24 protein-coding genes and 4 tRNA genes are annotated in these 23,433 nt (G+C 59.0%); 16 read left to right on the top strand and 12 right to left on the bottom strand.

The genetic code is table 11. The annotated features are described in order from the left end of the window. Positions 1-57: 57 nt before the first annotated feature. Complete coding sequence (gene cysG, locus IOD17_RS09850) at positions 58-1,452, top strand: siroheme synthase CysG (RefSeq protein WP_233684919.1); 1,395 nt, start codon at positions 58-60, stop codon at positions 1,450-1,452. Here cysG and IOD17_RS09845 read toward each other — a convergent pair. The 6 genes from IOD17_RS09845 to IOD17_RS09820 all read right to left on the bottom strand — a co-directional run bounded on the left by IOD17_RS09845 (position 1,437) and on the right by IOD17_RS09820 (position 4,646). Continuing rightward, a complete protein-coding gene (locus IOD17_RS09845) occupies positions 1,437-2,423 on the bottom strand; it encodes a glycosyl transferase family protein (protein WP_233684918.1) in 987 nt (328 codons plus the stop codon). The two genes, cysG and IOD17_RS09845, sit on opposite strands and share 16 nt — an antisense overlap. Then, positions 2,420-2,755: a TusE/DsrC/DsvC family sulfur relay protein gene (locus IOD17_RS09840; RefSeq protein WP_233684917.1), complete on the bottom strand. Its 336-nt coding sequence runs from the start codon at positions 2,753-2,755 to the stop codon at positions 2,420-2,422. Before IOD17_RS09840 ends, IOD17_RS09845 begins: the two co-directional genes overlap by 4 nt. Then, complete coding sequence (tusB, locus tag IOD17_RS09835) at positions 2,752-3,051, bottom strand: sulfurtransferase complex subunit TusB (protein ID WP_233684916.1); 300 nt, start codon at positions 3,049-3,051, stop codon at positions 2,752-2,754. The genes IOD17_RS09840 and tusB overlap by 4 nt, the downstream gene beginning before the upstream one ends. Next, a complete protein-coding gene (gene tusC / locus IOD17_RS09830) occupies positions 3,051-3,410 on the bottom strand; it encodes a sulfurtransferase complex subunit TusC (RefSeq protein WP_233684915.1) in 360 nt (119 codons plus the stop codon). The genes tusB and tusC overlap by 1 nt, the downstream gene beginning before the upstream one ends. Before the next feature lies 1 nt (position 3,411). Continuing rightward, the gene (gene tusD / locus IOD17_RS09825; protein ID WP_233684914.1) at positions 3,412-3,804 is read right to left on the bottom strand and encodes a sulfurtransferase complex subunit TusD; all 393 of its coding nucleotides are present in this window, start codon (positions 3,802-3,804) and stop codon (positions 3,412-3,414) included. A 173-nt stretch (positions 3,805-3,977) separates the two neighbouring features. Next, positions 3,978-4,646: a Bax inhibitor-1/YccA family protein gene (locus IOD17_RS09820; RefSeq protein WP_233684913.1), complete on the bottom strand. Its 669-nt coding sequence runs from the start codon at positions 4,644-4,646 to the stop codon at positions 3,978-3,980. A 132-nt stretch (positions 4,647-4,778) separates the two neighbouring features. Here IOD17_RS09820 and IOD17_RS09815 point away from each other — a divergent pair. From IOD17_RS09815 to galU, 8 genes are all read left to right on the top strand, one after another. After that, a tRNA-Ser gene (locus IOD17_RS09815) sits at positions 4,779-4,868 on the top strand. Between the two features lie 136 nt (positions 4,869-5,004). Next, positions 5,005-5,649 (top strand): UvrY/SirA/GacA family response regulator transcription factor, encoded by a 645-nt coding sequence (gene uvrY, locus IOD17_RS09810; protein WP_233684912.1) that lies wholly within the window; start codon positions 5,005-5,007, stop codon positions 5,647-5,649. After that, positions 5,636-7,477 (top strand): excinuclease ABC subunit UvrC, encoded by a 1,842-nt coding sequence (gene uvrC, locus IOD17_RS09805; protein WP_233684911.1) that lies wholly within the window; start codon positions 5,636-5,638, stop codon positions 7,475-7,477. The genes uvrY and uvrC overlap by 14 nt, the downstream gene beginning before the upstream one ends. Before the next feature lie 33 nt (positions 7,478-7,510). Continuing rightward, complete coding sequence (gene pgsA, locus IOD17_RS09800; protein WP_233684910.1) at positions 7,511-8,071, top strand: CDP-diacylglycerol--glycerol-3-phosphate 3-phosphatidyltransferase; 561 nt, start codon at positions 7,511-7,513, stop codon at positions 8,069-8,071. A 67-nt stretch (positions 8,072-8,138) separates the two neighbouring features. Then, a tRNA-Gly gene (locus IOD17_RS09795) sits at positions 8,139-8,214 on the top strand. 40 nt (positions 8,215-8,254) lie between these two features. Next, a tRNA-Cys gene (locus IOD17_RS09790) sits at positions 8,255-8,328 on the top strand. Positions 8,329-8,440: 112 nt separating this feature from the next. Then, a tRNA-Leu gene (locus IOD17_RS09785) sits at positions 8,441-8,527 on the top strand. A 214-nt stretch (positions 8,528-8,741) separates the two neighbouring features. Next, complete coding sequence (gene galU, locus IOD17_RS09780) at positions 8,742-9,581, top strand: UTP--glucose-1-phosphate uridylyltransferase GalU (RefSeq protein ID WP_233684909.1); 840 nt, start codon at positions 8,742-8,744, stop codon at positions 9,579-9,581. A gap of 51 nt (positions 9,582-9,632) precedes the next feature. Here the strand turns inward: galU and IOD17_RS09775 are convergent, their stop codons facing one another. Beyond that, positions 9,633-10,055, bottom strand: a complete 423-nt coding sequence (locus IOD17_RS09775; protein ID WP_233684908.1) for a VOC family protein — start codon at positions 10,053-10,055, stop codon at positions 9,633-9,635. A gap of 82 nt (positions 10,056-10,137) precedes the next feature. On the opposite strand from IOD17_RS09775, the gene gorA reads away from it, so the two are divergent. Together gorA and IOD17_RS09765 are read left to right on the top strand one after the other, a co-directional pair. Further along, complete coding sequence (gene gorA / locus IOD17_RS09770; RefSeq protein WP_233684907.1) at positions 10,138-11,496, top strand: glutathione-disulfide reductase; 1,359 nt, start codon at positions 10,138-10,140, stop codon at positions 11,494-11,496. A gap of 7 nt (positions 11,497-11,503) precedes the next feature. Next, the gene (locus IOD17_RS09765) at positions 11,504-12,127 is read left to right on the top strand and encodes a trimeric intracellular cation channel family protein (protein ID WP_233684906.1); all 624 of its coding nucleotides are present in this window, start codon (positions 11,504-11,506) and stop codon (positions 12,125-12,127) included. Positions 12,128-12,306: 179 nt separating this feature from the next. On the opposite strand, the gene IOD17_RS09760 is transcribed toward IOD17_RS09765, so the two are convergent. Next, positions 12,307-13,329: a zinc-dependent alcohol dehydrogenase family protein gene (locus tag IOD17_RS09760; RefSeq protein ID WP_233684905.1), complete on the bottom strand. Its 1,023-nt coding sequence runs from the start codon at positions 13,327-13,329 to the stop codon at positions 12,307-12,309. A gap of 261 nt (positions 13,330-13,590) precedes the next feature. On the opposite strand from IOD17_RS09760, the gene IOD17_RS09755 reads away from it, so the two are divergent. The 4 genes from IOD17_RS09755 (at position 13,591) to IOD17_RS09740 (ending at position 20,600) form a co-directional block, all read left to right on the top strand. Beyond that, on the top strand, positions 13,591-14,508 hold the full coding sequence (locus IOD17_RS09755) for a LysR family transcriptional regulator (protein WP_233684904.1): 918 nt from the start codon (positions 13,591-13,593) through the stop codon (positions 14,506-14,508). 173 nt (positions 14,509-14,681) lie between these two features. Further along, positions 14,682-15,920 carry a multidrug efflux RND transporter periplasmic adaptor subunit MexE gene (gene mexE, locus IOD17_RS09750; RefSeq protein WP_233684903.1) on the top strand — a complete coding sequence of 413 codons (1,239 nt, stop codon included), beginning with the start codon at positions 14,682-14,684 and terminating at the stop codon, positions 15,918-15,920. Positions 15,921-16,020: 100 nt separating this feature from the next. Then, entirely contained in the window at positions 16,021-19,200 is a 3,180-nt protein-coding gene (locus IOD17_RS09745; protein WP_233684902.1) for an efflux RND transporter permease subunit, read from the top strand. Beyond that, positions 19,197-20,600, top strand: a complete 1,404-nt coding sequence (locus IOD17_RS09740; protein WP_233684901.1) for an efflux transporter outer membrane subunit — start codon at positions 19,197-19,199, stop codon at positions 20,598-20,600. Before IOD17_RS09745 ends, IOD17_RS09740 begins: the two co-directional genes overlap by 4 nt. A 93-nt stretch (positions 20,601-20,693) precedes the next feature. Here IOD17_RS09740 and IOD17_RS09735 read toward each other — a convergent pair whose 3' ends face one another. Together IOD17_RS09735 and IOD17_RS09730 are read right to left on the bottom strand one after the other, a co-directional pair. Then, entirely contained in the window at positions 20,694-21,125 is a 432-nt protein-coding gene (locus IOD17_RS09735; RefSeq protein WP_233684900.1) for an MAPEG family protein, read from the bottom strand. After that, positions 21,122-21,448 (bottom strand): DUF2834 domain-containing protein, encoded by a 327-nt coding sequence (locus IOD17_RS09730; protein WP_233684899.1) that lies wholly within the window; start codon positions 21,446-21,448, stop codon positions 21,122-21,124. Before IOD17_RS09730 ends, IOD17_RS09735 begins: the two co-directional genes overlap by 4 nt. Positions 21,449-21,556: 108 nt before the next feature. Between IOD17_RS09730 and IOD17_RS09725 the strand changes: the two genes are divergently transcribed. Then, the gene (locus IOD17_RS09725) at positions 21,557-22,378 is read left to right on the top strand and encodes a helix-turn-helix domain-containing protein (RefSeq protein ID WP_233684898.1); all 822 of its coding nucleotides are present in this window, start codon (positions 21,557-21,559) and stop codon (positions 22,376-22,378) included. On the opposite strand, the gene IOD17_RS09720 is transcribed toward IOD17_RS09725, so the two are convergent. Together IOD17_RS09720 and IOD17_RS09715 are read right to left on the bottom strand one after the other, a co-directional pair. Next, positions 22,375-22,671 carry a DUF2388 domain-containing protein gene (locus tag IOD17_RS09720; protein WP_233684897.1) on the bottom strand — a complete coding sequence of 99 codons (297 nt, stop codon included), beginning with the start codon at positions 22,669-22,671 and terminating at the stop codon, positions 22,375-22,377. The two genes, IOD17_RS09725 and IOD17_RS09720, sit on opposite strands and share 4 nt — an antisense overlap. A 135-nt stretch (positions 22,672-22,806) precedes the next feature. Then, positions 22,807-23,352 carry an ATP-dependent zinc protease gene (locus IOD17_RS09715; RefSeq protein ID WP_233684896.1) on the bottom strand — a complete coding sequence of 182 codons (546 nt, stop codon included), beginning with the start codon at positions 23,350-23,352 and terminating at the stop codon, positions 22,807-22,809. Between the last annotated feature and the right edge of the window lie 81 nt (positions 23,353-23,433).

Genomic DNA, 23,433 nt, shown 5'->3' with positions numbered 1-23,433 from the left:
ACGGGGCGGCCAGTGCCGCCCCGTTTTGTTTACCCGACCCCGACCGAGAGCGGCGCAATGGATTTCCTTCCCCTGTTCCACAAACTGCAAGATCGCCTGGTGCTGGTAGTTGGCGGCGGCGAAGTTGCGCTGCGCAAGTCCCGTCTGCTCAGTGATGCAGGCGCCAGGCTGCGGGTTGTGGCACCAGAGATCCGTGACGAGTTGTGTGCTATGGCCACCGCCAGTCAGGGTGAAGTGCTGCTGCGGCCTTATCAGCCGGCCGATCTGCAAGCGGTGGTGCTGGTCATTGCGGCAACTGATGATGAGCCGTTGAATGCCGAGATTTCCCAACAAGCCCAGGTCCTGGGTATTCCGGTCAATGTGGTGGATGCGCCGAAGCTGTGCAGCGTGATCTTTCCGGCGATCGTCGATCGATCACCGCTTATCGTGGCAGTGACCAGTGGTGGTGATGCGCCCGTGTTGGCGCGCCTGATTCGCGCCAGGATCGAGACCTGGATTCCGGCTACCTATGGCCAACTGGCCGGCCTGGCTAAACGCTTCCGCGCCCAGGTTAAGAGCCTGTTCCCTGACGTGCAGCAGCGCCGAGTGTTCTGGGAGGACGTGTTTCAGGGGCAGGTGGCCGAGAGTGTTTTTGCTGGCAAGTTGCAGGAGGGCCAGCGCCTGCTGGAGGAGAAAATTGCCGGTATCGCGCCTCGTGCCCTGGGTGAGGTGTACCTGGTCGGTGCCGGGCCGGGTGACCCGGATTTGCTGACCTTTCGCGCACTGCGCCTGATGCAACAAGCCGATGTGGTTCTCTACGACCGCCTGGTGGCGCCAGCTATTATCGAGCTATGCCGACGTGACGCCGAACGTATCTATGTGGGCAAACAACGCGCCGAGCATGCGCTGCCGCAGGAGCAGATCAATCAGCGTCTGGTCAGCCTGGCCAAAGAGGGTAAACGTGTACTGCGCCTCAAGGGTGGTGACCCGTTTATCTTCGGTCGCGGTGGCGAGGAAATTGAAGAGCTGGCCGCCCACGGTATTCCGTTTCAGGTGGTGCCGGGCATCACCGCTGCCTCAGGCTGCGCGGCTTATGCCGGCATCCCGCTGACTCATCGTGATCATGCTCAGTCGGTACGTTTCGTCACTGGGCACCTGAAAGATGGCAGCAGCAACCTGCCGTGGGGGGAATTGACGGCTAGCAGCCAGACGTTGGTGTTCTATATGGGGCTGGTGGGTCTGCCGATGATCTGCCAGCAACTGATAGCTCACGGCCGTTCCGCTTCCACGCCCGCAGCCTTGATTCAGCAGGGCGCCACGCAGAACCAGCGAGTGTTTACCGGTACATTGGCCAATCTGGCTGAGCTGGTGGCAGAGCATGAAGTGCACGCGCCGACCCTGGTGATCGTCGGCGAAGTGGTGCAGTTAAGAGAGAAACTGGCCTGGTTCGAAGGGGCTCAAGCCAGCCTCTGATTGCGCGCGACCCACAGCTGAGCCGCGCGATCCAATGCGTGTTCGCGCGGCTCGCCGAGGGCGCGCAAGGCCAGCGCCATGGTGCTGATCACGGCAAGCTGGCCGTAATCATCGGCCACGTCCCCGCGCCAGAAGTCGGCCAGATGAGCCGGCTCCAGCGCTTCGGGTTTTACGTGACGCAGTGGCGAAAGCGCAGGCCATTCTTCGTCCCAGTTCTCACCCTGGGTTGTGCCGTACAGGTGGCTGGTGGCGTCCGGGTTGATCTCGATTTCGCCGCCTTCACCCTTGATCACCAAGGCCGTATCGCCCAGCAACTGACTGGCTTCACGGTGCACCGCCTGATAACCCGGATGAAAGATGCTCTGCAGGCCGCAACGCGCGCCTAACGGGTTGAGGATGCGCGCCAGCGAATGAATCGGTGAGCGCAGACCGAGGATATTGCGCAGGTCGATCATCCCTTGCAGTTGCGGCATCCAGTCGCCAAGCGGGATAAATGCCAGGTGATGTTGCGCCAGTGCCTGTTCGACGCTGCCCCAGTTGTGGCACAGTGGAATGTCCAGGATTTCGAGTAACTGTTCGCTGTACATACGCCCGGCTGTGTGCGGGCCGCCGCCGTGCAGCAGAATGCGAATACCGCTGTTGGCCAGCGCCTTGGCCGCCAGCAGAAACCACGGTAGGTGACGCTTCTTGCCGGCATAGCTCGGCCAATCCAGATCAACCTGAATCGCTGGCGCCTGCAAGCGTGCACGCACAGCCTCGGCAAAACCGGCCATTTCCTCTGCGCTTTCTTCCTTGTGCCGCAGCAGCATCAGAAATGCCCCAAGCTGGCTTTCTTCGGCCTGACCATCCAGTAGCATGCCCATGGCGTCACGGGCCTCCTCGCGGGTCAGATTGCGCGCGCCGCGCTTGCCTTTACCGAGAATGCGTACAAATTGTGCAAAAGGGTGTTCCGGCGGGGTAACCAGGTTCATAGGCAATTGGTCGGCTTGGGCAGGCCCGCCAGCTTGGCGGCAAGTTTGGCAGGAGTGCCATTGAACAGACGGTTGAGGTTGAGACTGTTGCCCTTTTCGGGGCCAAGCTTGCTGGCAACGAATTTGATCAGCGGGCGATTGGCCGGCGAAAGCTGAAATTCATCGTAAAAGCTGCGCACCAGCCAGAGAATTTCCCAGTGCTCGGCATTCAGGTTAATGCCTTCGCGCAGAGCCAGGGCGGCCGCCACGGATTCAGACCAGTCGGCCAGTTCAACCAGGTAGCCGTCCTTATCCAGCGGCAAATCACGACCCTCAATACTCAATAAGGTCATAGCCAGGTGTTCACCTTGTCGTAGTGGCAACTGAGTGCCACGAAACCAGGGTAGTCAACCAGGTTCAGGCGCTCAGGTAGTACCAGGCCGCGGGCCTGCACGTCTTCATCCAGGGCATACAGGGCGATGCTCTCGGGCATCAGCTCAAGTGCCTGGCGTTGTGCGCTGCCGGCTTGCAGGGCGTAGACCGCATCACCACAGAGCAGCAGAGCATCCTGGCTGCCGAGCAGGCGCAGGCAGCTGCTCAAACGGCTGTCGGTAAAAGGGGAGTGGGAAAGCACATGCAAGGTAGCCATCAGAGCGTAATTACCTGGTCGTAACGGTCAATCAAGGCGCTGAGCGCGGCATCATCCAGACATTCAGCGGCCAGACGCATGGGCTGCCCCAGCAGGCCGCGCTCGGCCAGACTGCGCTGGGCGACATACAACGCCTCGACGCCAAACATTGGTAGCGCTTGCAGATTGGCGCCCAAGTCTTTCTGTTGCAGGCTGGCCGGCTGTTGTGCGCTGCTCAGCTGGAAAACTCCGTCATCGAGAAACAGCATGCCGATTGGCAAGTCGAAGGCACCGCCAGCCAGGGCGATATCCAGAGCTTCGCGGGCAGATGGCCCGGACCAAGGTGCCTGGCGGCTGACGATCAGAAGGGATTTGCTCATGTTACGGGCCTCCGAAACACACCAGGCGATCAGCCAACTGCGCGGCTTCATGCAACTGGCCCAGGCCAGACAACTCCCACGGCGCGTCCAGATTGGCTGCACTGCGCGAATATCGCTGCGCCTCATCGGCGTTTAATACGCCACGGCGCAGGGCGGCCGCGATGCAGACCACACTGTCGAGTTGCTGAGCCTGAACGAATTCACGCCACTCGCGCGGTAAGTCCAGTTCATCCTGAGCGTTGACCACATTGCTTGAGGCACTGTGGACGCCGTCCTGATAGAAGAACAGCCGCACAATATGATGCCCGCCCGCCAATGCGGCCTGAGCAAAACGTAAGGCTCGGCGCGAGGAGGGCGCATGCGGTGGGGAAAAGAGGGCGATGGCAAACTTCATAGCGAACCTGGCAAGCCAATTTGCCGGAATGATAAAGCCTGAGTCACCAAGATGCGCGCGGTAGGCATAAAAAATGAGCGGGAGTCATTTTTAACGTAGGACCCGAAGGGTACAGGCCATGGATGGCGTGCATAAAAAAGCCCGCCGAAGCGGGCTTTGCACAGCAACTTGAATCAGTCGTCGCCGCCCATGATGCCGAAAATCTGCAGCAGGCTGACGAACAGGTTGTAGATCGATACATACAGGCTGATGGTCGCCATGATGTAGTTGCGCTCACCGCCATGAATGATGGCGCTGGTCTGATACAGGATGCAGACCGAGGAGAACAGCACAAAGCCTGCGCTGATCGCCAGCTGCAGCCCGCTGATCTGGAAGAAGAAGCTGGCAACCATCGCACCGATCAGGACGAAGAAGCCCGCAGTGATAAAGCCACTGAGAAAGCTCATGTCCTTACGCGTGGTCAACACGTAGGCCGACAGACCGCAGAACACCAGGGCTGTCATGGCGAACGCCGAGCTGACAACTTCAGCACCGTTGGCCATGCCCATATAGCGATTGAGGATCGGACCGAGGGTGTAACCCATAAAACCGGTCAGGGCGAGGGTGGAAACCAGGCCCCAAGCCGAGTTACGCAGCTTGGCAGTCAGGAAGAACAGGCCGTAGAAGCCAATCAACACCACAAAAATGTTTGGATAGGGCACATTGGCGCGTTGCGCGATGAACGCCACCAGGCCGCTGAAGGCCAGGGTGATGGCCAGCAGGCCGTAAGTGTTACGCAGGACGCGGCTGACTTCCTGCTGCTCAACCTGCGTATGCTCTAGTGCATAGTTGTGTTCATTCATGGCGACACTCCTGAAAGGGCTGATGGTTCCGTGACCAAGGTCAGGCCCGATCATAGCAGAGGCAGATAACCAGCCAATACAGAGAGTTTGACAGCGTGTTGCGTTCGGGTAAGATTGCCGCCCGCAATCGCCGGAAGCGTGGCAGAGCGGTTGAATGCAACGGTCTTGAAAACCGTCGAAGGGGAAACTCTTCCGTGAGTTCGAATCTCACCGCTTCCGCCATATTCCTCTGGCCGTCATTTAGCGATCATTTATTGACGCTTGCCTTTTGACGGTTATGCGCCAAGCTGGTGACTCAATACATCAGACTTTCAACCCAGCAACTGCTCCACGCAGTTGATGTTGACCGGGGTGACGCTTGATCAGAGTACTCGTTGTTGATGACCACGACCTAGTACGCACCGGCATCACCCGCATGCTGGCCGATATCGATGGTTTGCAAGTGGTTGGCCAAGCCGAATCCGGCGAAGAGTCCCTGAAGAAAGCCCGTGAGCTGAAACCAGATGTTGTCTTGATGGACATCAAGATGCCGGGTATTGGCGGCCTCGAGGCCACGCGTAAACTGATCCGCAGCCATCCTGACCTCAAGGTTGTTGCGGTCACCGTCTGTGAAGAAGACCCTTTTCCAACGCGCCTATTGCAGGCCGGTGCCGCCGGCTATCTGACCAAGGGCGCGGCCCTGGAAGAAATGGTTCAGGCCATTCGCATGGTGTTCAGCGGGCAGCGTTACATCAGCCCGCAAATTGCTCAGCAACTGGCGCTCAAATCCTTTCAGCCACAGAGCAGCAATTCGCCATTCGATCTGCTCTCCGAGCGGGAAATCCAGATTGCGCTGATGATTGCCGGCTGCCAGAAGGTGCAGACGATTTCCGACAAGCTCTGCCTGTCGCCGAAAACCGTGAATACCTACCGCTACCGTATCTTCGAAAAGCTGTCGATCACCAGCGATGTCGAGCTGGCCCTGCTGGCTGTGCGCCACGGCATGATTGATGCCAGCAACTGACGACAGCCGCGCGACATTCGATCCCAGCGCGTTTCTTTCCACCTGCAGCGGTCGCCCCGGCGTCTACCGCATGTTCGACGCGGACGCCAAGCTGCTGTACGTGGGCAAAGCGAAAAACCTGAAAAAGCGCTTGGCCAGCTATTTTCGGCAAAGCGGCCTGGCACCGAAAACCGCTGCGCTGGTGGCGCGGATCGCTCAGATCGAAACCACCATCACCGCCAATGAAACCGAAGCACTGCTGCTTGAGCAAACGCTGATCAAGGAATGGCGGCCGCCCTACAACATCCTGCTGCGTGACGATAAGTCCTATCCCTATGTGCTGCTCTCCGACGGGGATTTTCCACGGTTAAGCATTCATCGCGGCGCGAAGAAGTTAAAGGGGCGCTATTTCGGCCCCTATCCAAGTGCCGGCGCCATCCGTGAAAGCCTGAATCTACTGCAGAAAACCTTTCTGGTGCGCCAGTGCGAGGACAGTTTCTACAAAAACCGTACACGCCCCTGCCTGCAGTATCAGATCAAGCGCTGCAAAGGCCCCTGTGTCGGTTTGGTCGAGCCGGCCGAGTACGCCGAAGATGTGCGCCACTCGGTGATGTTCCTTGAAGGCCGCAGCAACGCGCTGACCGATGAATTGTCGAGTGGTATGCAGGCTGCGGCCATGACCCTGGATTTCGAGCGCGCGGCAGCGCTGCGCGACCAGATTTCGCTGCTGCGCCGGGTACAGGATCAACAGAGCATGGAAGGCGGTACAGGCGATGTGGATGTGGTCGCCGCCATGGTCAACCCGGGTGGCGCATGCGTGCACTTGATCAGTGTGCGCGGCGGGCGGGTGCTGGGCAGCAAGAATTTCTTCCCGCAAGTGGCGATTGAAGAGGAGGGCAGTGACGTTCTCCTGGCCTTCCTGGCGCAGTACTACCTGAGCAGTCAGGAGCGCGACTTGCCGAGTGAATTGATCGTCAATGCACAACACGAGGATTTCCCCACACTGATTGCAGCCATCGATGAGTTACGCGGTCGCGAGCTGAGCATCAGCTATCGCGTCCGTGGGACTCGCGCCCGCTGGCAACATCTGGCAGTGACCAATGCCGAGCAAGCCCTGGCCGCGCGCCTGGCCAATCGTGAACACGTGGCAGCACGTTTCGATGCCCTGGCTCAGGCGCTGCATATGGATGAAGTACCGCAGCGCCTGGAATGTTTCGACATCAGTCATTCCAGTGGTGAGGCGACCGTGGCCTCCTGCGTGGTATTTGGCCCGGAAGGCCCGCTGAAATCCGATTACCGTCGCTACAACATCGAAGGTGTGACGCCGGGCGATGATTACGCTGCCATGCATCAGGCGCTGACGCGGCGGTTCAGCAAGATCAAGGAGGGCGAAGGCAAGTTGCCCGATATCCTCTTGGTAGACGGCGGCAAAGGCCAATTAGCCATGGCGCGGGAAGTGTTGGAAGAGCTTGCAGTGCCTGATCTGATTTTGCTCGGCGTGGCCAAAGGCACCACGCGCAAGCCGGGTCTGGAAACCCTGTACCTGAATGATGCCGCGCATGAGTTCACCTTGCCGGGTAACTCGCCAGCCCTGCACCTGATCCAGCAAATCCGCGATGAATCGCACCGATTTGCCATTACCGGCCACCGCGCCCGACGCGGCAAGACCCGACGCACGTCGACGCTTGAAGAGGTTGCCGGTGTAGGCCCCAAGCGGCGGCGTGAGTTGCTCAATCATTTTGGCGGGCTGCAGGAATTGTCCCGTGCGAGCATCGAAGAAATTGCCAAAGCGCCCGGTATCAGTAAAAAGCTTGCCGAGTCGATTTATGCCGCACTGCACAGCGAGTAGAATGCCGGCTCTCTTTACAGCCAAGTTGTGTCGATGAATATCCCCAACCTGCTTACCGTGCTCCGGGTTCTGCTGATTCCGGTGTTTATTCTGCTGTTCTACCTTCCCTTCAGTTGGAGTTACTGGGCCGCCAGTGCAGTGTTCGCCATTGCAGCGGCCACCGACTGGCTGGATGGTTACCTGGCGCGCCGCTGGGAGCAGAGCACCCCCTTTGGCGCCTTTCTTGATCCGGTCGCCGACAAGCTGATGGTGGCTGTTGCGCTGGTGTTGTTGGTGGATGAGCACTCCAACCTGTGGCTGACCTTGTCGGCAGCAATCATTATCGGTCGCGAAATTGTCGTGTCAGCCCTACGCGAGTGGATGGCGGAACTGGGTGCTCGGGCGCAGGTTGCGGTGTCTCAGCTGGCGAAGTGGAAAACCGCCGCACAGATGATGGCTCTGGTGATCCTGTTGGCCAATCCGCCAACCTTTACTATTTGGGTTTTACTCGGTTATGCATTACTGATCATTGCTGCAGTGCTTACGCTCTGGTCCATGGTGCAGTACCTGCTGGCTGCGTGGCCGCACCTGCGGATCACCTCTGAAAAGAAATAAGCTTTTTTGAATCAAGGTGTTGACGGAAAGCTCCGAAGCTATAGAATGGCGCCCGTCAACACGACAAGCGGGAATAGCTCAGTTGGTAGAGCACGACCTTGCCAAGGTCGGGGTCGCGAGTTCGAGTCTCGTTTCCCGCTCCAGTTTTCAACGGACCGTCTGATACGGTCCGTTTAGTTTCAAGGCTGAGTAGCAGAGTGGTTATGCACCGGATTGCAAATCCGTGAACGCCGGTTCGATTCCGACCTCAGCCTCCAATTAGAAAAGCCTCGTAGATCACTGATTTACGAGGCTTTTTCATTTAAGCTTGAGGCCTTGCGAGGTATCCAAGGGCTGTATATAGTCCAAGCCTCGCAACGTAGCGCTACCGCCCGAATGGCGAAATCGGTAGACGCAAGGGACTTAAAATCCCTCGAGGGTAACCTCGTGCCGGTTCGACCCCGGCTTCGGGCACCATAAGTACAGTTCATCTGAACGCAAAAACCGGCCCAAGCAGCCGGTTTTTTTGTGCCCGGCATATGGCTCAACTGAACAATGGGCCGGGGCTTTTGTCCGATTCAGTGCGACCTGCGCCAGTAACCGAAAAGGCTGTGTGCAGGCCATTGTAAGGCCCGTAGGGCCTGATAAACTGCGCACGCAATTTTCACCCCTTCATCCTCCAAGGTCTCTCATGATCAAGAAATGCTTGTTCCCAGCAGCCGGTTACGGTACTCGTTTTCTGCCAGCCACCAAGGCTATGCCTAAGGAAATGCTGCCGATTGTGAACAAGCCGTTGATCCAGTACGGCGTCGAAGAGGCGCTGGAAGCTGGCTTGACAGAAATCGCCATGATTACCGGTCGCGGCAAGCGTGCCCTGGAAGATCACTTCGACATCAGCTACGAGCTTGAGCACCAGATCCGCGACACCGACAAGGAAAAGTATCTGGTTGGCATCCGTCGTCTGATCGATGAATGCAGCTTTTCCTACACCCGCCAGGTGGAGATGAAAGGCCTCGGTCACGCCATTCTCTGTGGCCGTCCGCTGATTGGTGACGAGCCTTTCGCCGTGGTGCTTGCTGACGACCTGTGCATGAACCTGGAAGGCGACGCCGTACTGACGCAGATGGTCAAGCTGTACAACCAATTCCGCTGCTCGATTGTGGCCATCCAGGAAGTGCCACCAGAAGAGACTCACAAATATGGCGTGATCGCCGGCGAGATGATTCGTGACGACATCTACCGGGTCAACAGCATGGTCGAGAAGCCGCGTCCGGAAGATGCACCGTCAAACCTGGCGATCATCGGTCGCTATATCCTAACCCCGGATATCTTCGAACTGATCGAGCAAACCGAACCCGGCAAGGGCGGCGAAATCCAGATCACCGACGCGCTGATGAAGCAGGCGCAGAACGGCTGCGTGATGGCCTATAAGTTCAAGGGCAAGCGCTTCGATTGCGGCGGTGCTGAAGGCTATATCGAGGCGACCAACTTCTGTTTCGAGAACCTCTACAAGACCGGCAAAGCCTACTGATTAAGGCTTGACCGCTACACCACGCAGCCACCTTCGGGTGGCTGTGTGCGTTCAGGGCAACGACATATGTTCAGCGCCAGGCCCTAATTGCTGGCCGTAGCTGAATTCCACATAGTTGCCTGCCGGGTCACGCAGGCCGCAGTAGTAGCCAACGGGGTAGGGCTCATCACGCGGCTCCCAGACCAGGCAGCCGGCAATCCTTGCCTGGGTTGCAATGCTGTCGACCTGCTCGCGACTCTCCAGAGCAAAGCCAAAGTGGCTGTAGTCATCCGCAGCCAGTTGACGGTCCTGACCGCCGGGCATAATCACGAAGATAAAGCTATGTTCCTTTCCGGGCTCGGCCATCCAGACAATCTTTGAGCCTTTACCGGCGCGCTGGTGAATCACCTGCATCGCACAGAACTGCTCATAAAAGACTACACACGCATCCAAGTCCGGCACGTGCAAGGCCAGATGAGTAAGGGTAGGGCGCATCACTGTTCTCCTGTTTCGCATGTTGCAAGTTTAGGCGCTGGCGCGCCTTGGGGTATGCTGACGGCCTGTTCTGGAGGCTGAGATGACCTACGATTTTGACCTGTTTGTGATCGGTGCCGGTTCCGGCGGTGTGCGTGCGGCGCGCTTTGCCGCTGGCTACGGTGCACGGGTGGCCGTTGCCGAAAGCCGTTATCTGGGTGGCACCTGTGTCAACGTTGGTTGTGTGCCGAAAAAGCTGCTGGTGTATGGCGCGCATTTCGCCGAAGACTTCGAGCAAGCCCAGGGATTCGGCTGGTCACTGGGCAGCGCGAACTTCGACTGGGCTACATTGATTGCCAACAAGAACCGCGAAATTGAACGACTCAATGGCATCTACCGCAACCTGCTGGTAAACAGTGGCGTGACCTTGCTGGAAGGCCACGCGCGGATTGTCGACGCGCACAGTGTTGAGCTTGGCGGTCAACGTTACAGCGCCAAGCACATCCTGATCGCCACTGGCGGCTGGCCGCAAATTCCTGAAATCCCGGGGCATGAACATGCCATCAGTTCGAATGAAGCCTTCTTCCTTGAGCAACTGCCCAAGCGGGTGCTCGTGGTGGGCGGCGGTTATATCGCTGTGGAATTCGCTTCGATCTTCAACGGACTGGGCGCGCGCGCTTCGCTGCTTTATCGCGGTGATTTGTTCCTGCGCGGGTTTGACAAGGCCGTACGGCTGCATCTGCAGGACGAACTGAACAAACGCGGTGTGGATCTGCAATTTAACAGCGATATCGTCCGCATCGATAAACAGAACGATGGCAGCCTGCAGGCCACCCTCAAGGACGGTCGTGTGCTGGAGGCTGACTGCATCTTTTACGCCACTGGGCGCCGCCCGATGCTGGATAACCTGGGGCTGGAAAACACCCAGGTCGAGTTGGACGAGCGCGGCTTTATCAAGGTCGATGAGCAGTATCAGACCAGCACGCCTTCAATTCTCGCCATTGGTGATGTGATCGGCCGCGTGCAGTTGACGCCTGTTGCGCTGGCCGAAGGCATGGCGGTCGCCAGACGTCTGTTTAAGCCGGAGGAATACCGCAAGGTCGACTACCAATTGATCCCGACGGCTGTATTCAGCCTGCCGAATATCGGCACAGTCGGGCTCAGTGAGGAGCAGGCAAAGGAGGAGGGCTACAGCGTTAAAGTCTTTGAAAGCCGATTCCGCCCGATGAAACTGACCATGACCGAAAGTCAGGAGCGCACGCTGATGAAGCTGGTGGTGGACACTGCCACAGACCGCGTACTGGGCTGCCATATGGTCGGCCCGGATGCCGGGGAAATTGTTCAAGGCCTGGCTGTGGCACTTAAAGCAGGTGCGACCAAGCAGCTGTTCGATGAAACCATCGGTGTGCACCCAACGGCCGCCGAAGAATTCGTCACCATGCGTACTCCTGTTTCGTTCTGAGGTCAGCATGGCGCAACTGTTCTATCTGGCCGATCTGTTCGGCGTCGCAGTATTTGCTATCACCGGCGCGCTGATGGCCGGGCGCAAATCCATGGATCTGTTCGGCGTGCTGGTGATTGCCATCGTCACCGCGCTGGGCGGCGGCACGCTGCGTGACGTGATTCTGGACAACCATCCGGTCAGCTGGATTCGCAACGACCTGTATATCGTCGTCGCATCGCTGGCAGCCGTTGGTACGGTGGTCTGGGTGCGGCTGACCCAACCAATTCACGAGAAAGGCCTGCTACTGGCCGATGCTTTCGGTTTAGCGGTATTTACCGTGATCGGTACCGAAGTCGCCATGCAGCATAACGTACCGCACAGCACAGCCGTGATCATGGGGGTGATGACTGGGGTTGCTGGTGGTGTGATGCGTGATGTGATCTGCAACGAAATCCCGCTGATCTTCCAGAAAGAAATCTACGCCACAGCATGCATTGCCGGTGCACTGGTATTTATCGCAATGCGCGCGCTGGGTACGCCGCACTGGTTGGATACGGGTGTGGCCATGCTCACCGTGCTACTGATTCGTCTGGCAGCCATTCGTTGGCATATAGCGTTGCCCAGCTTTCATTTATTGGATCGCGACTGAACAGGAGAGAGTTGAAGGCTGCAACGGGGATTCAAAGACTGTTGCAGCACTCACATTCAATATATTTAATTTAACATAATATACATTATGCGAACTATAATGCTCCGAGCGGTGAACCCAGATCACTCAGGATTCACTGCTCTCGCCCTAATTCGGGCTCCGTATAATGTGAGTTATGTTTAACCCGCGCCGAGATCCAGCACTACACGGCCACGGCTTGGGCAGGTTTCCATGTAACGATGCGCTTCGACTACTTCGTCGAATCTGTACACCTTGTCGACCAACGGCTTGAGCAAACCATCTGCCGTCAGCTGATTGATGCCTTGCACGGCCTTGGCCACAGCGGCTGCATCCTGCGGAATATTCAGCTCTTCCTTGCCGGTGAAGTTGCCGATGCAATGCACGAAGAACTGAATGTTCTTCTGGAACGCTGCGCAGGCTGGGAACGGCGTTTCGTTGCCGCCTTGCAGATCAAACAGGATCAGTCGACCGCGTGGCGCGATGGCATCACCCAGCAGGCACATCTGCGGGCCTCCGAGTGCGTCCATCACCACGTTCACGCCACGGCCATCGGTGAGCTTGCTGACGCGGCTGACCAGATCCTGCTCCTCAGTGAGGATGATGTGATCAGCGCCCAGCTGCTTGAGAAAGTCGCTGTCCTCGGCAAAAGCTGTGGCTGCAATGACCGTTGCGCCCAAGGCTTTGCCCATTTGCACGATGTACGGACCCCAACAGCGGCTTGCGGCCGTTACCAACACGGTTTCACCAGGCTGCAAACGTGCCAGTTCGCTGAAACCGAACCAGCCGACCATCGACGGCAGATAGTGCACGGCGGCCTGTTGTACGGTCAGGTTGTCCGGGTAACGCGCCAAGGAGCTGCGTGGCAACACCACGTGCTCGGCATAACTGGGATAACGGTTGGCGCTGTGCCCCGAGAAGCTAGCTACTCGATCACCGACAGCCAGATCAGTCACACCATCGCCGACGGCTAGCACCACGCCGGCCAGTTCGTGGCCCAGGCCTGCTGGTAGTTGTGTCGGTGTATTGGCCAGGTTCTGCCGCCAGAGCACGTCGTACCAGCTGACACCTACAGCTTCAACACCGACCAGCACTTCACCTGCAGCGGGCGCAGGTGCTTGGCGCTCTTCGATCTTGAGGACATCGGCCTCACCAAATTCGTGGAAACGCACTATGCGGGACATCGCAAACCTCTTCGTTTGACCCATTCAGGTCGCGGCAGCTGTTCAGCATTTCTGCGCGATACAGTCATGGCGACCTCTTATGGCCACGGACTTTATCCGGGCTTTGCCAGCAATTCCACCGCTCAGGGCTGATATTCACCATGCTTGTCGGTGATGATGCGTCACGCACACATCATTTCTCCGCGCATATTGCCTGGTGACAGCATTCGGCATTAGCCTGATTCGCGCGCAAAACCGCAGCCACTCCAGAATGGACACCGGATGAACCGTAACGATCTTCGCCGCGTCGATCTCAACCTGCTGATCGTCTTTGAAACGCTGATGCATGAACGCAGCGTGACCCGTGCGGCGGAAAAACTGTTTCTCGGCCAGCCGGCTATCAGTGCTGCCCTCGCCCGTTTGCGCAGCCTGTTCGATGACCCATTGTTTGTGCGCACCGGCCGCAGCATGGAACCCACCGCCCGCGCCATGGAGATTGCCGCCCTGCTCTCGCCAGCGCTGGATTCGATCTCTACGGCAGTCAGTCGTGCAGCAGATTTTCATCCAGCCACCAGCAATGCGGTATTTCGCATTGGCCTGTCGGATGATGTCGAATTCGGCTTATTGCCACCGCTGATCAAACGCCTGCGCGCCGAAGCACCCGGCGTGGTACTGGTGATTCGCCGTACCAACTACCTGCTGATGCCTGCTTTGCTGGCCTCCGGGGAGATTTCCGTGGGCGTTGCCTATACCGAGGAATTGCCGGCCAACGCCAAGCGCAAAGTGCTGCGCCGTAGCAAACCGAAGCTGCTACGCGCCGATACCGCACCAGGCGCGCTGAGCCTGGATGACTTCTGCGCCAGGCCGCACGCGTTGGTGTCCTTTGCCGGCGACTTGGGTGGTTTTATCGATACCGAACTGGAAAAACTGGGTCGCAAGCGTCGCGTAGTACTCGCCCTGCCCCAGTTTAATGGCCTGGGCACCCTGCTCGCCGGCACCGATATTCTGGCCACCGTGCCGGATTACACCGCAGCAGCATTGACCTCTGCGGGCGGGGTTCGTGCCGAAGAACTGCCCCTGCCGACGCAGACCTTCGAACTGCACATGGCCTGGCGTGGCGCTCAGGATAACGATCCAGCGGAACGCTGGCTGCGTTCGCGCATCCAGATGTTCTGCGGTGATCCGGACAGCCTGGAATAAGCCCTGCCTCGCAATCAAGGTGCGCCCGAGCACCTTGCTCACATAGTTGAAATCGATATAACCCCCTTCATCATCATTCACGATGATAGTCACCTTCGCGGCATTCGATTCGTTCCACGCCAAAGCGCGCAGCAGACTCCGCCCCATCACAACACCCTCGGGCGGATACACACATGGAACAGTCCAATAACAATCGCTGGCATTTCCCTTTGGCCCTGGCCGCAGTGCTGGTCTTGAGTGCATGCGGTAAAGCGCCGGAAACCGCACAGCAGATGCCTGCTGCAAAAGTCAGCGTAGCAGCCGTCATCGAACAACCGATCAACGAATGGGATGAATTTACCGGCCGCCTGGAAGCGCCAGAGTCAGTGGAAATTCGCCCACGGGTATCCGGTTTCGTTGATCGCGTTGCCTTTGCCGAAGGCAGCCTGGTGAAGAAAGGCGATCTGCTGTTTCAGATCGATCCACGACCGTTCCAGGCCGAAGTCAAACGCTTCGAAGCTCAGCTGCAACAGGCCCGTGCCAGCCAGGCGCGCACGCAAACTGAAGCCAATCGTGGCGAACGCCTGCGCCAAAGTAACGCCATCTCTGCCGAACTGGCTGATGCCCGCGCCAGCGCCGCCGCAGAAGCCAAAGCCGCTGTGGCCGGCATCCAGGCGGAACTGGATAACGCCCGTCTTAACCTGAGCTTCACCCGAGTTACCGCGCCGATTGATGGCCGTGTCAGCCGGGCAGAAATCACCGAGGGCAACCTGGTAAATGCAGGGCAGAGCCTGCTGACCACCCTGGTCAGCACCGACAAGGTGTACGCCTACTTCGATGCCGATGAGCGCGTGTTCCTCAAGTACGTCGAATTGGCGCGCCAGGCCGGCGGTCAGACGCGCGATGCCAGCCCGGTGTACCTGGGGCTGTCCAGCGAAGACGGCCACCCGCACCTGGGGCAGTTGGACTTTCTCGACAACCAGGTTAACCCGCAGACCGGCACCATCCGTGGCCGCGCGGTGTTTGATAACCGTGATGGCCGCTTTACTCCAGGCCTGTATGCACGCCTGAAGCTGGTTGGCAGCGGTCAGTACGCTGCCGCGCTGATCAAGGATGAAGCGGTCGGCACCGACCTGGGCAAGAAATTCGTCCTGGTGCTCGATAAGGACAATGCCGTGCAATACCGCGCCATTGAACTGGGGCCGAAGCTGGAAGGCCTGCGCATCGTGCGTCAGGGCCTGGTCAAGGGCGAGAAGATCGTGGTCAACGGCCTACAACGCGCCTTCCCCGGCTCCACGGTTGATCCGCAGAGCGTGCCGATGGCAGACGAAGCAACCCTCGCGCAACTGCTGCGCCTGCGCCAGTCAGTCGATGAGCACGATGCGCCACGGGTCGCCAAGCAGGACACCAACAGCGGCAAGCCGCGCGGCTGACATGACGCCTGGGGCGTACTGCGCCCCCTACCCGACAACCTGATTCGTAGGGTGCGCGTGGCCGTTTGGGCCTGGCGCACCAGCGTCCGAGGACTTTCTGATGAACTTCTCGCAATTCTTTATTCAGCGGCCGATCTTCGCAGCTGTGCTATCACTGTTAATCCTGATCGGCGGAGCCATCTCGCTGTTCCAGTTGCCGATCAGCGAATATCCGGAAGTGGTGCCGCCCACCGTGGTGGTGCGCGCCACCTTCCCCGGTGCCAACCCCAAGGTAATCGGTGAAACCGTTGCCTCGCCGCTGGAACAGGCGATTACCGGGGTGGAAGGCATGCTCTATATGTCTTCCCAGGGCACGGCCGACGGCAAGATGACCCTAACCTTGACCTTCGCCCTCGGTACCGACTTGGACAAAGCCCAGGTGCAGGTACAGAACCGCGTAACCCGAACCATGCCGACCCTGCCCACCGAAGTGCAGCGTCTCGGTGTGACCGTCGACAAGGCTTCACCCGACCTGACCATGGTTGTGCACCTGACCTCTCCGGACGACCGCTACGACATGCTGTATCTGTCCAACTATGCCGCGCTCAACGTCAAGGACGAGCTTGCGCGTCTGGATGGCGTGGGCGATGTGCAGTTGTTTGGCCTGGGCAACTATTCGTTGCGCGTGTGGCTCGATCCGAACAAGGTCGCGTCACGGGGCCTGGCCGCCAGCGACGTGGTCAATGCCATTCGCGAGCAGAACCGTCAGGTTGCAGCCGGCTCGCTCGGTGCGCCGCCCTCGGATGCCGGCAACAGCTTCCAACTGTCGATCAACACCCAGGGACGTCTGGTCAGCGAGGAAGAGTTCGAGAACATCATCATTCGCGCCGGTGAGAACGGTGAAATCACCCGTTTGAAAGACATCGCACGCATTGAACTGGGTTCCAGTCAGTACGCACTGCGCTCCTTACTCAACAACAAACCGGCGGTTGCCATCCCGGTGTTCCAGCGTCCCGGCTCCAACGCTATCGAGATTTCCGATGCGGTGCGCGCCCGCATGGCCGAGTTGAAACAGAGCTTCCCGCAGGGCGTGGACTACGAAATCGTCTACGACCCGACCATTTTCGTGCGGGGCTCCATCGAGGCGGTGGTGCATACCTTGCTCGAGGCCATCATCCTGGTGGTGCTGGTGGTGATTCTGTTCCTGCAAACCTGGCGCGCGTCGATCATCCCGCTGGCTGCCGTGCCGGTGTCGTTGATCGGCACCTTCGCCGTGATGCACATGTTTGGCTTTTCGCTCAACGCCCTGTCGCTGTTCGGCCTGGTGCTGGCTATCGGCATCGTGGTGGACGACGCCATCGTCGTCGTGGAGAACGTCGAGCGTAATATCGGCCTCGGTAAGTCGCCGGTGGAAGCGACCAAGCAGGCGATGAAAGAAGTGACCGGGCCGATCGTGGCCACGGCCCTGGTGCTGTGCGCAGTGTTTATCCCCACGGCGTTTATTTCCGGGCTTACCGGGCAGTTCTACCAGCAGTTCGCCCTGACGATTGCCATCTCGACCGTGATCAGCGCCTTTAACTCGCTGACCCTGTCCCCTGCCCTGGCGGCCGTGCTGCTGAAAAGCCACGACGCGCCGAAAGACCGCTTCTCCAAGGTGCTCGACAAACTGTTTGGCGGCTGGCTGTTCACGCCGTTCAACCGCCTGTTCGACCGCGCCAGCCATGGCTATGTCGGCACCGTAAAACGTGTGCTGCGCGGCAGCGGCATCGCCCTGTTCGTCTACGCCGGCTTGATGGGCCTGACCTATCTGGGCTTTGCCACTACGCCCACAGGCTTTGTACCGGCGCAGGACAAACAGTACCTGGTGGCCTTTGCCCAACTGCCGGATGCGGCGACCCTGGACCGCACCGAAGACGTAATCAAGAAGATGTCGGAAATCGCCGGCAAGCACCCCGGTGTGGAAAACACCGTGGCCTTCCCTGGCCTGTCGATCAACGGCTTCACCAACAGCCCGAACAGCGGCATCGTCTTTACGCCGCTGAAACCGTTCGATGAGCGCAGTGATCCGTCGATGAGCGCCACGGCGATTGCGGCCGAGCTGAACGCGCAGTTCAGCGAGATTCAGGACGCCTATATCGCCATCTTCCCACCACCACCGGTGCAGGGTCTGGGCACCATCGGCGGATTCCGCCTGCAGGTGCAGGACCGTGGCAACCTCGGCTACGACGAACTGTACGTGCAAACCCAGAACGTCATCGCCAAGGCCCGCGCGCTGCCAGAGCTGGACCCGATGTCGGTGTTCACCAGCTATCAGGTGAACGTGCCGCAGATCGATGCCGCCATCGACCGCGAGAAGGCCAAGACCCACGGCGTGGCGATCAGCGACATCTTCGACACCATGCAGATCTACCTGGGCTCGCTGTACGCCAACGATTTCAACCGCTTTGGCCGTACCTACCAGGTCAACGTACAGGCCGAGCAGCAGTTCCGTCTGGAGCCGGAGCAGATCGGCCAACTCAAGGTGCGCAACAACCGTGGCGAAATGGTGCCGCTGTCGGCCTTCCTTAAAGTCAGCGCCAGCTCCGGGCCAGATCGGGTGATGCACTACAACGGCTTCCTCACAGCCGAGATCAACGGTGCGGCAGCGCCCGGCTACAGCTCCGGCCAGGCTGAAGCGGCGATGGCCAAGCTGCTCAAGGAAGAACTGCCCAACGGCATGAGCTTCGAGTGGACCGACCTGACCTACCAGCAGATTCTGGCCGGTAACAGCGCGATCTTCGTCTTCCCGCTCTGCGTGCTGCTGGCCTTCCTGGTACTGGCCGCTCAGTACGAAAGCTGGAGCCTGCCGCTGGCGGTGATCCTGATCGTGCCGATGACCCTGCTGTCGGCCATCACCGGGGTAATTCTGGCGGGGGGCGACAACAACATCTTCACCCAGATCGGCTTGATCGTACTGGTGGGCTTAGCCTGTAAGAACGCCATCCTCATCGTCGAGTTCGCCAAGGAGAAACAGGAAGAAGGCATGGATCGCGTGAGTGCAGTGCTGGAAGCCTGCCGCCTGCGTCTGCGGCCGATTCTGATGACCAGCTTCGCCTTTATCATGGGGGTGGTGCCGTTGGTGATGTCTTCCGGCGCCGGCGCAGAAATGCGTCATGCCATGGGCGTGGCGGTATTCAGTGGCATGCTCGGAGTGACCTTCTTCGGCCTGCTGCTGACCCCGGTGTTCTATGTGTTGATTCGCGGTTTTGTGGAGAAACGCGAAGCACAGAAAGCGGTACGTTTGCAGGAGGTGCAGGCATGAAGCCCTTTAACGCCAAACCGCTGGCCATCAGCCTGCTGACCCTGGCGCTGACAGCCTGCGCCGTCGGCCCGGACTACCAGGCACCGCAAACTGCAGATGCCCAGCTGAGCAACGCGCAAGGCAGTAGCTACGATCGTTCGCGCTTTGAAGCAAGCTGGTGGCAGCAGTTCGACGACCCGGTGCTCAACCAACTGGTCGAGCAGTCTCTCAAGGATAACCGCCAGCTGCGCGTGGCCTTTGCCCGCTTGCGGGCGGCCCAGGCCATCCGTGATGACCTCGGCAACGATCAGTTACCGACCATCACCAGTCGTGCCAGCGGTGAGTTCGGCAAGGCACAGCAACCCGGCGTGACCGAGCAGCGCGTGCGCGGCGAGCGTTATGACCTGGGGCTGGACATGCTCTGGGAGTTGGACCTGTTTGGCCGCATCCAGCGCCAACTGGAAGCCAGCGACGCCGAACTGGACGTGGCCGAAGCGGATTACCAGCAACTGCAGGTCAGCCTGATTGCCGAGCTTGTGGATGCTTACGGCAGCCTGCGTGGCGCACAGCTGCGTGAGCGCATTGCCCGCGCCAACCTGAAAAACCAGCAGGAATCCCGCGCCATAACCGAGCAGTTGCGTGAAGCTGGTGTTGGTAGCCAGCTGGATGTGCTGCGCAGTGACGCTCGCCTAGCCAGCACCGAAGCCAGCCTGCCGCAACTTCAGGCGCAGCAGCAGCGCGCCAAGCACCGCATCGCCACCCTGCTCGGCCAGCGCCCGGATCAGTTGAGTGTGGACCTCTCGGCGCAAGAACTGCCCGCTATCGCCAAGGCGCTACCGGTGGGCGACCCAGGCGAGTTACTGCGCCGCCGCCCGGATATTCGCGCCGCCGAACGGCAACTGGCCGCCGCTACCGCCAATATAGGCGTGGCCACAGCAGACCTGTTTCCACGGGTGAGTCTGTCCGGTTTCCTTGGTTTCACTGCCGGGCGTGGTTCGCAGCTGGGGTCATCAGCAGCGCAAGCCTGGGGCCTGGCACCGACCATCAGCTGGGCCGCGTTTGACCTGGGCAGCGTGCGTGCACGTCTGCGTGGGGCTGAAGCCGAAGCCGATGGCGCGCTGGCCAACTATGAGCAGCACGTGCTGCTGGCCCTGGAGGAATCGGCTAACGCCTTTAGCGACTACGGAAAACGCCAACAGCGCCTGCTCGCCCTGCTACGCCAATCCGACGCCAGCCGCGCCGCCGCCGAACAAGCCCGTGTGCGCTACCGCGAAGGTGAAGTGGACTTTCTGGTATTGCTCGACGCCGAACGCGAACGCCTGAGCGCCGAAGACGCCCAGGCCCAGGCGGAAGTCGAGCTGTATCGCGGCATCGTCGCCATCTACAAGGCCCTTGGCGGTGGGTGGCAGCCAAACGCCTGATCTGCTTAACGACTCTCCCCCAGGTTGGCCTGGCCAACCCCTTCCCGCCCCATGGCAGTTGCTCCTTGCCGTGGGGCTTTTTTTGACCTGCTGCTATACGCCACTAAAAACTGCAAACCCTAGTAATGCCGCCAGCAACAGAAGGCAGATGACTGCTACGCCATAAGCGATGGTGCGCCATGGCTGCAGCCTGTTCAGGTACATCAGGGTGTGAAGCAGACGAGCACTGGTGAACACGTAGAAAATTCCGACAGTCGCTTCGTTGGGCGTATTCAGCACTACAGCGAGTGCGCCCAAAACGAAAAACAGCGGGATGTTCTCCAAGTCATTCGCCCAGGCCTTGGCAGCGCGTTGTACATGCGGCAATTCATTTGGAGAACGCGTGCGTTTGAAAAAGCCAGCGTCTTCGGCATTGACGAAAGCCAGGTACCTGAGGCGGAAATAACCCTGATAGCAGGATATCGCCAGCATTTTTAGGAACAAAAGCAGCACACAGACCGTGTATGCGTGCAGCACAGTGTTCATGCCAACCTCTCAGGCTGGCGTGGGCGGGTGAATCCATCCATGACGATGTACAACAGCGGGCCAATGGAGACGAAAATAGCCGTAACCACGAAGAACGGCACAATCGCAGCGAGCGAGCGGCCTTTCGAACGGGCATCACGGTATATCCAGATGCAGGCCATAACGCCCAGCAGATAGAGGTCAATCACCACCTGTGCCGTGTCCGGTCGAGAAATCAGCTCAAGCCCGAACGCCAGCAGCGACTGTTCGGCCATAAGCATGGTCCAGGCGGTATACAGAGAAAACGCCAGCAAGACGGCTAGCGCAATATAGGGTCGGTTCATGTTCTGCTCCTAATCAATGACCAGGAAAAATTAGTGATATCGTCGCCGCGCGTTCAATGACCTGACAGGTCATAGACGCTGCCCCGCTCGCACTGCCAGAGTCTGCATATGAACTCGCGCCCGCTTTCTCGAACGATATCCTCGGCAACAGCCGGTTCGCAGTTGCGCCTGCTACGACAACAAGCCCGCTTGAGCCAGCTCGATCTGGCCTTGATAACGGGGATTTCCCAACGACACCTGAGCTGCATCGAAACCGGCCGCGCCAAGCCAAGCCCCAGTACACTACATGCCCTGCTGATGGCTCTGAATACACCGCTGGAGCAGTGCAATAGCGTTTTTCTGGCGGCCGGCTATGCGCCGCGTTACGAGGCATCACCGCTCGCAGCCCCGGCGATGGATGCCATTCGTGGGGCGATTGGCCATGTGCTGCAGGCCAATAACCCGGCACCGGCCATCGTACTAGGCAGCAACTGGGACGTTCTGGCCGCCAACGCCAGCACCGCCGTGCTGTTCGACCTGATCGGGCTGCCTACGGATGCCGTCGAGGGTTTGAACCTGTTGCGTACATTGCTGCAACCGGGTGGGCTAGGCGATCACCTGCTCAATGCCGAAGAAGTTCGCGCAGTGGCCTGGCAGCGCGCTGCACGCGAGGCCCTGGACAACCCTGAACTGGCCAGAGTGCTGGAAACCCTGCCAGCAGCCTCTAGCCCTGCACTACTGGCGAATGAGTTTCCCCCACTGCTGATGACTCGGGTCGACTCCGCACAGGGCGAACTGAATTTCCTCTCCACTTTCACTACGTTCGGTATGCCACTCGACATTACCGTGGCCTCATTGCGCATCGAACACCTGATTCCCGCCGATGCGCCGACCTGGCAGATCATGACCCAGGCCTATGAACGCTCGTTGGAAGCTCCTGAAACTGTTTAGCCCTGGCTGGCGATGGCTAATGCTATTTGCATATTGCTTAACGTGGACTTGGGGTGTGCATCGCGGTAGTGGCGCAGTGCTTGCTCCAGTTGTGCACCATGGATGCCTCCAGCGCTCGCAACGTAAACCAGCGCATCGTCGCGAGCGCTTGCGTAGCCCTGTATGGCGTTACTGGTGGTTATGCTGATACCTGCTGTACCCAGGATGGTAGCCACGGAGAACTGTTCAACCGAATTACCACGTCCCTCCATCGCCCAGGCCTGGTCAATAGTTGCCAGGAGAGTGGTGAGCATCAATGGATGGATTCGTTTCAATGTCTCTGCTCCCATTACCTTTTGTTCGAGTCGCCAGCATAAAAAAGGCAGAACTCGAAAATTGTTTGGAAGGTCGCGTTATGACGAATGAAATCATTGCGGTCAACCCGCATATCAACTGGCCTGCGTACAACTCGGTTGCCCAGCCGAGTAACGCACGCCAGGGCTGACTGCAGCGTTGAATTCTTTTAGGGCGGTTGAGCCAATCAGCAGCGGAAATTCAAAGGCGCTGCGGTCGGTCAGGTTGACCTCGATGTTTTTCAGTTCATCGCCCACGCAGATGTCCATTTCGACCACCGGGCGTGCGCTGTAGAGCTGTTTGTCACCGGGCTGGCGGTCGTCGGCGCGGCGTTTGATATAGCTCATGCGCGCCAGTGGTTTCTCGATGATCGGGGCCTGCTTGGCGTTATCCAGACCTACCTGAAAGCGCACCCATTCGCCGCCATCGCGTTTGAACATTTCGATGTTCTTGGCGCTGAGCGAAGCGGTTTCGGCACCGGTATCGAGTTTGGCGGGTAGCTCCAGGGCCAGTTCATGCAGGGAAACCTTCTCATGCAGGCCATAGATCTGCGGCTGGTTGGCCATCACGCCGGTGCTGAACAGTGCGGCGCACAATGCCAGCGTTGCGGTGATCTGTGGGGACGGTACGAGGTTACGCATGCTGAGGCTCCAGTCGAGATTGAACGTGGGGCCACAATAACGATGCTGGCTGAATTCAAACTGAATCAGGCACTTATAAGC

Origin of the sequence: Pseudomonas anguilliseptica, assembly GCF_021375795.1 — a bacterium.
Lineage (GTDB): Bacteria > Pseudomonadota > Gammaproteobacteria > Pseudomonadales > Pseudomonadaceae > Aquipseudomonas > Aquipseudomonas anguilliseptica_A.
This window is presented reverse-complemented; position numbering and strand designations above follow the sequence as displayed.

Bases quoted from the DNA above. Each gene is read 5' to 3' on its own strand.
- cysG (WP_233684919.1), top strand. From the start codon at position 58: ATGGATTTCCTTCCCCTGTTCCACAAACTGCAAGATCGCCTGGTGCTG.
- IOD17_RS09845 (WP_233684918.1), bottom strand. From the start codon at position 2,423: ATGAACCTGGTTACCCCGCCGGAACACCCTTTTGCACAATTTGTACGC.
- IOD17_RS09840 (WP_233684917.1), bottom strand. From the start codon at position 2,755: ATGACCTTATTGAGTATTGAGGGTCGTGATTTGCCGCTGGATAAGGAC.
- tusB (WP_233684916.1), bottom strand. From the start codon at position 3,051: ATGGCTACCTTGCATGTGCTTTCCCACTCCCCTTTTACCGACAGCCGT.
- tusC (WP_233684915.1), bottom strand. From the start codon at position 3,410: ATGAGCAAATCCCTTCTGATCGTCAGCCGCCAGGCACCTTGGTCCGGG.
- tusD (WP_233684914.1), bottom strand. From the start codon at position 3,804: ATGAAGTTTGCCATCGCCCTCTTTTCCCCACCGCATGCGCCCTCCTCG.
- IOD17_RS09820 (WP_233684913.1), bottom strand. From the start codon at position 4,646: ATGAATGAACACAACTATGCACTAGAGCATACGCAGGTTGAGCAGCAG.
- uvrC (WP_233684911.1), top strand. From the start codon at position 5,636: ATGCCAGCAACTGACGACAGCCGCGCGACATTCGATCCCAGCGCGTTT.
- pgsA (WP_233684910.1), top strand. From the start codon at position 7,511: ATGAATATCCCCAACCTGCTTACCGTGCTCCGGGTTCTGCTGATTCCG.
- galU (WP_233684909.1), top strand. From the start codon at position 8,742: ATGATCAAGAAATGCTTGTTCCCAGCAGCCGGTTACGGTACTCGTTTT.
- IOD17_RS09775 (WP_233684908.1), bottom strand. From the start codon at position 10,055: ATGCGCCCTACCCTTACTCATCTGGCCTTGCACGTGCCGGACTTGGAT.
- gorA (WP_233684907.1), top strand. From the start codon at position 10,138: ATGACCTACGATTTTGACCTGTTTGTGATCGGTGCCGGTTCCGGCGGT.
- IOD17_RS09765 (WP_233684906.1), top strand. From the start codon at position 11,504: ATGGCGCAACTGTTCTATCTGGCCGATCTGTTCGGCGTCGCAGTATTT.
- IOD17_RS09760 (WP_233684905.1), bottom strand. From the start codon at position 13,329: ATGTCCCGCATAGTGCGTTTCCACGAATTTGGTGAGGCCGATGTCCTC.
- IOD17_RS09755 (WP_233684904.1), top strand. From the start codon at position 13,591: ATGAACCGTAACGATCTTCGCCGCGTCGATCTCAACCTGCTGATCGTC.
- mexE (WP_233684903.1), top strand. From the start codon at position 14,682: ATGGAACAGTCCAATAACAATCGCTGGCATTTCCCTTTGGCCCTGGCC.
- IOD17_RS09745 (WP_233684902.1), top strand. From the start codon at position 16,021: ATGAACTTCTCGCAATTCTTTATTCAGCGGCCGATCTTCGCAGCTGTG.
- IOD17_RS09740 (WP_233684901.1), top strand. From the start codon at position 19,197: ATGAAGCCCTTTAACGCCAAACCGCTGGCCATCAGCCTGCTGACCCTG.
- IOD17_RS09735 (WP_233684900.1), bottom strand. From the start codon at position 21,125: ATGAACACTGTGCTGCACGCATACACGGTCTGTGTGCTGCTTTTGTTC.
- IOD17_RS09730 (WP_233684899.1), bottom strand. From the start codon at position 21,448: ATGAACCGACCCTATATTGCGCTAGCCGTCTTGCTGGCGTTTTCTCTG.
- IOD17_RS09725 (WP_233684898.1), top strand. From the start codon at position 21,557: ATGAACTCGCGCCCGCTTTCTCGAACGATATCCTCGGCAACAGCCGGT.
- IOD17_RS09720 (WP_233684897.1), bottom strand. From the start codon at position 22,671: ATGCTCACCACTCTCCTGGCAACTATTGACCAGGCCTGGGCGATGGAG.
- IOD17_RS09715 (WP_233684896.1), bottom strand. From the start codon at position 23,352: ATGCGTAACCTCGTACCGTCCCCACAGATCACCGCAACGCTGGCATTG.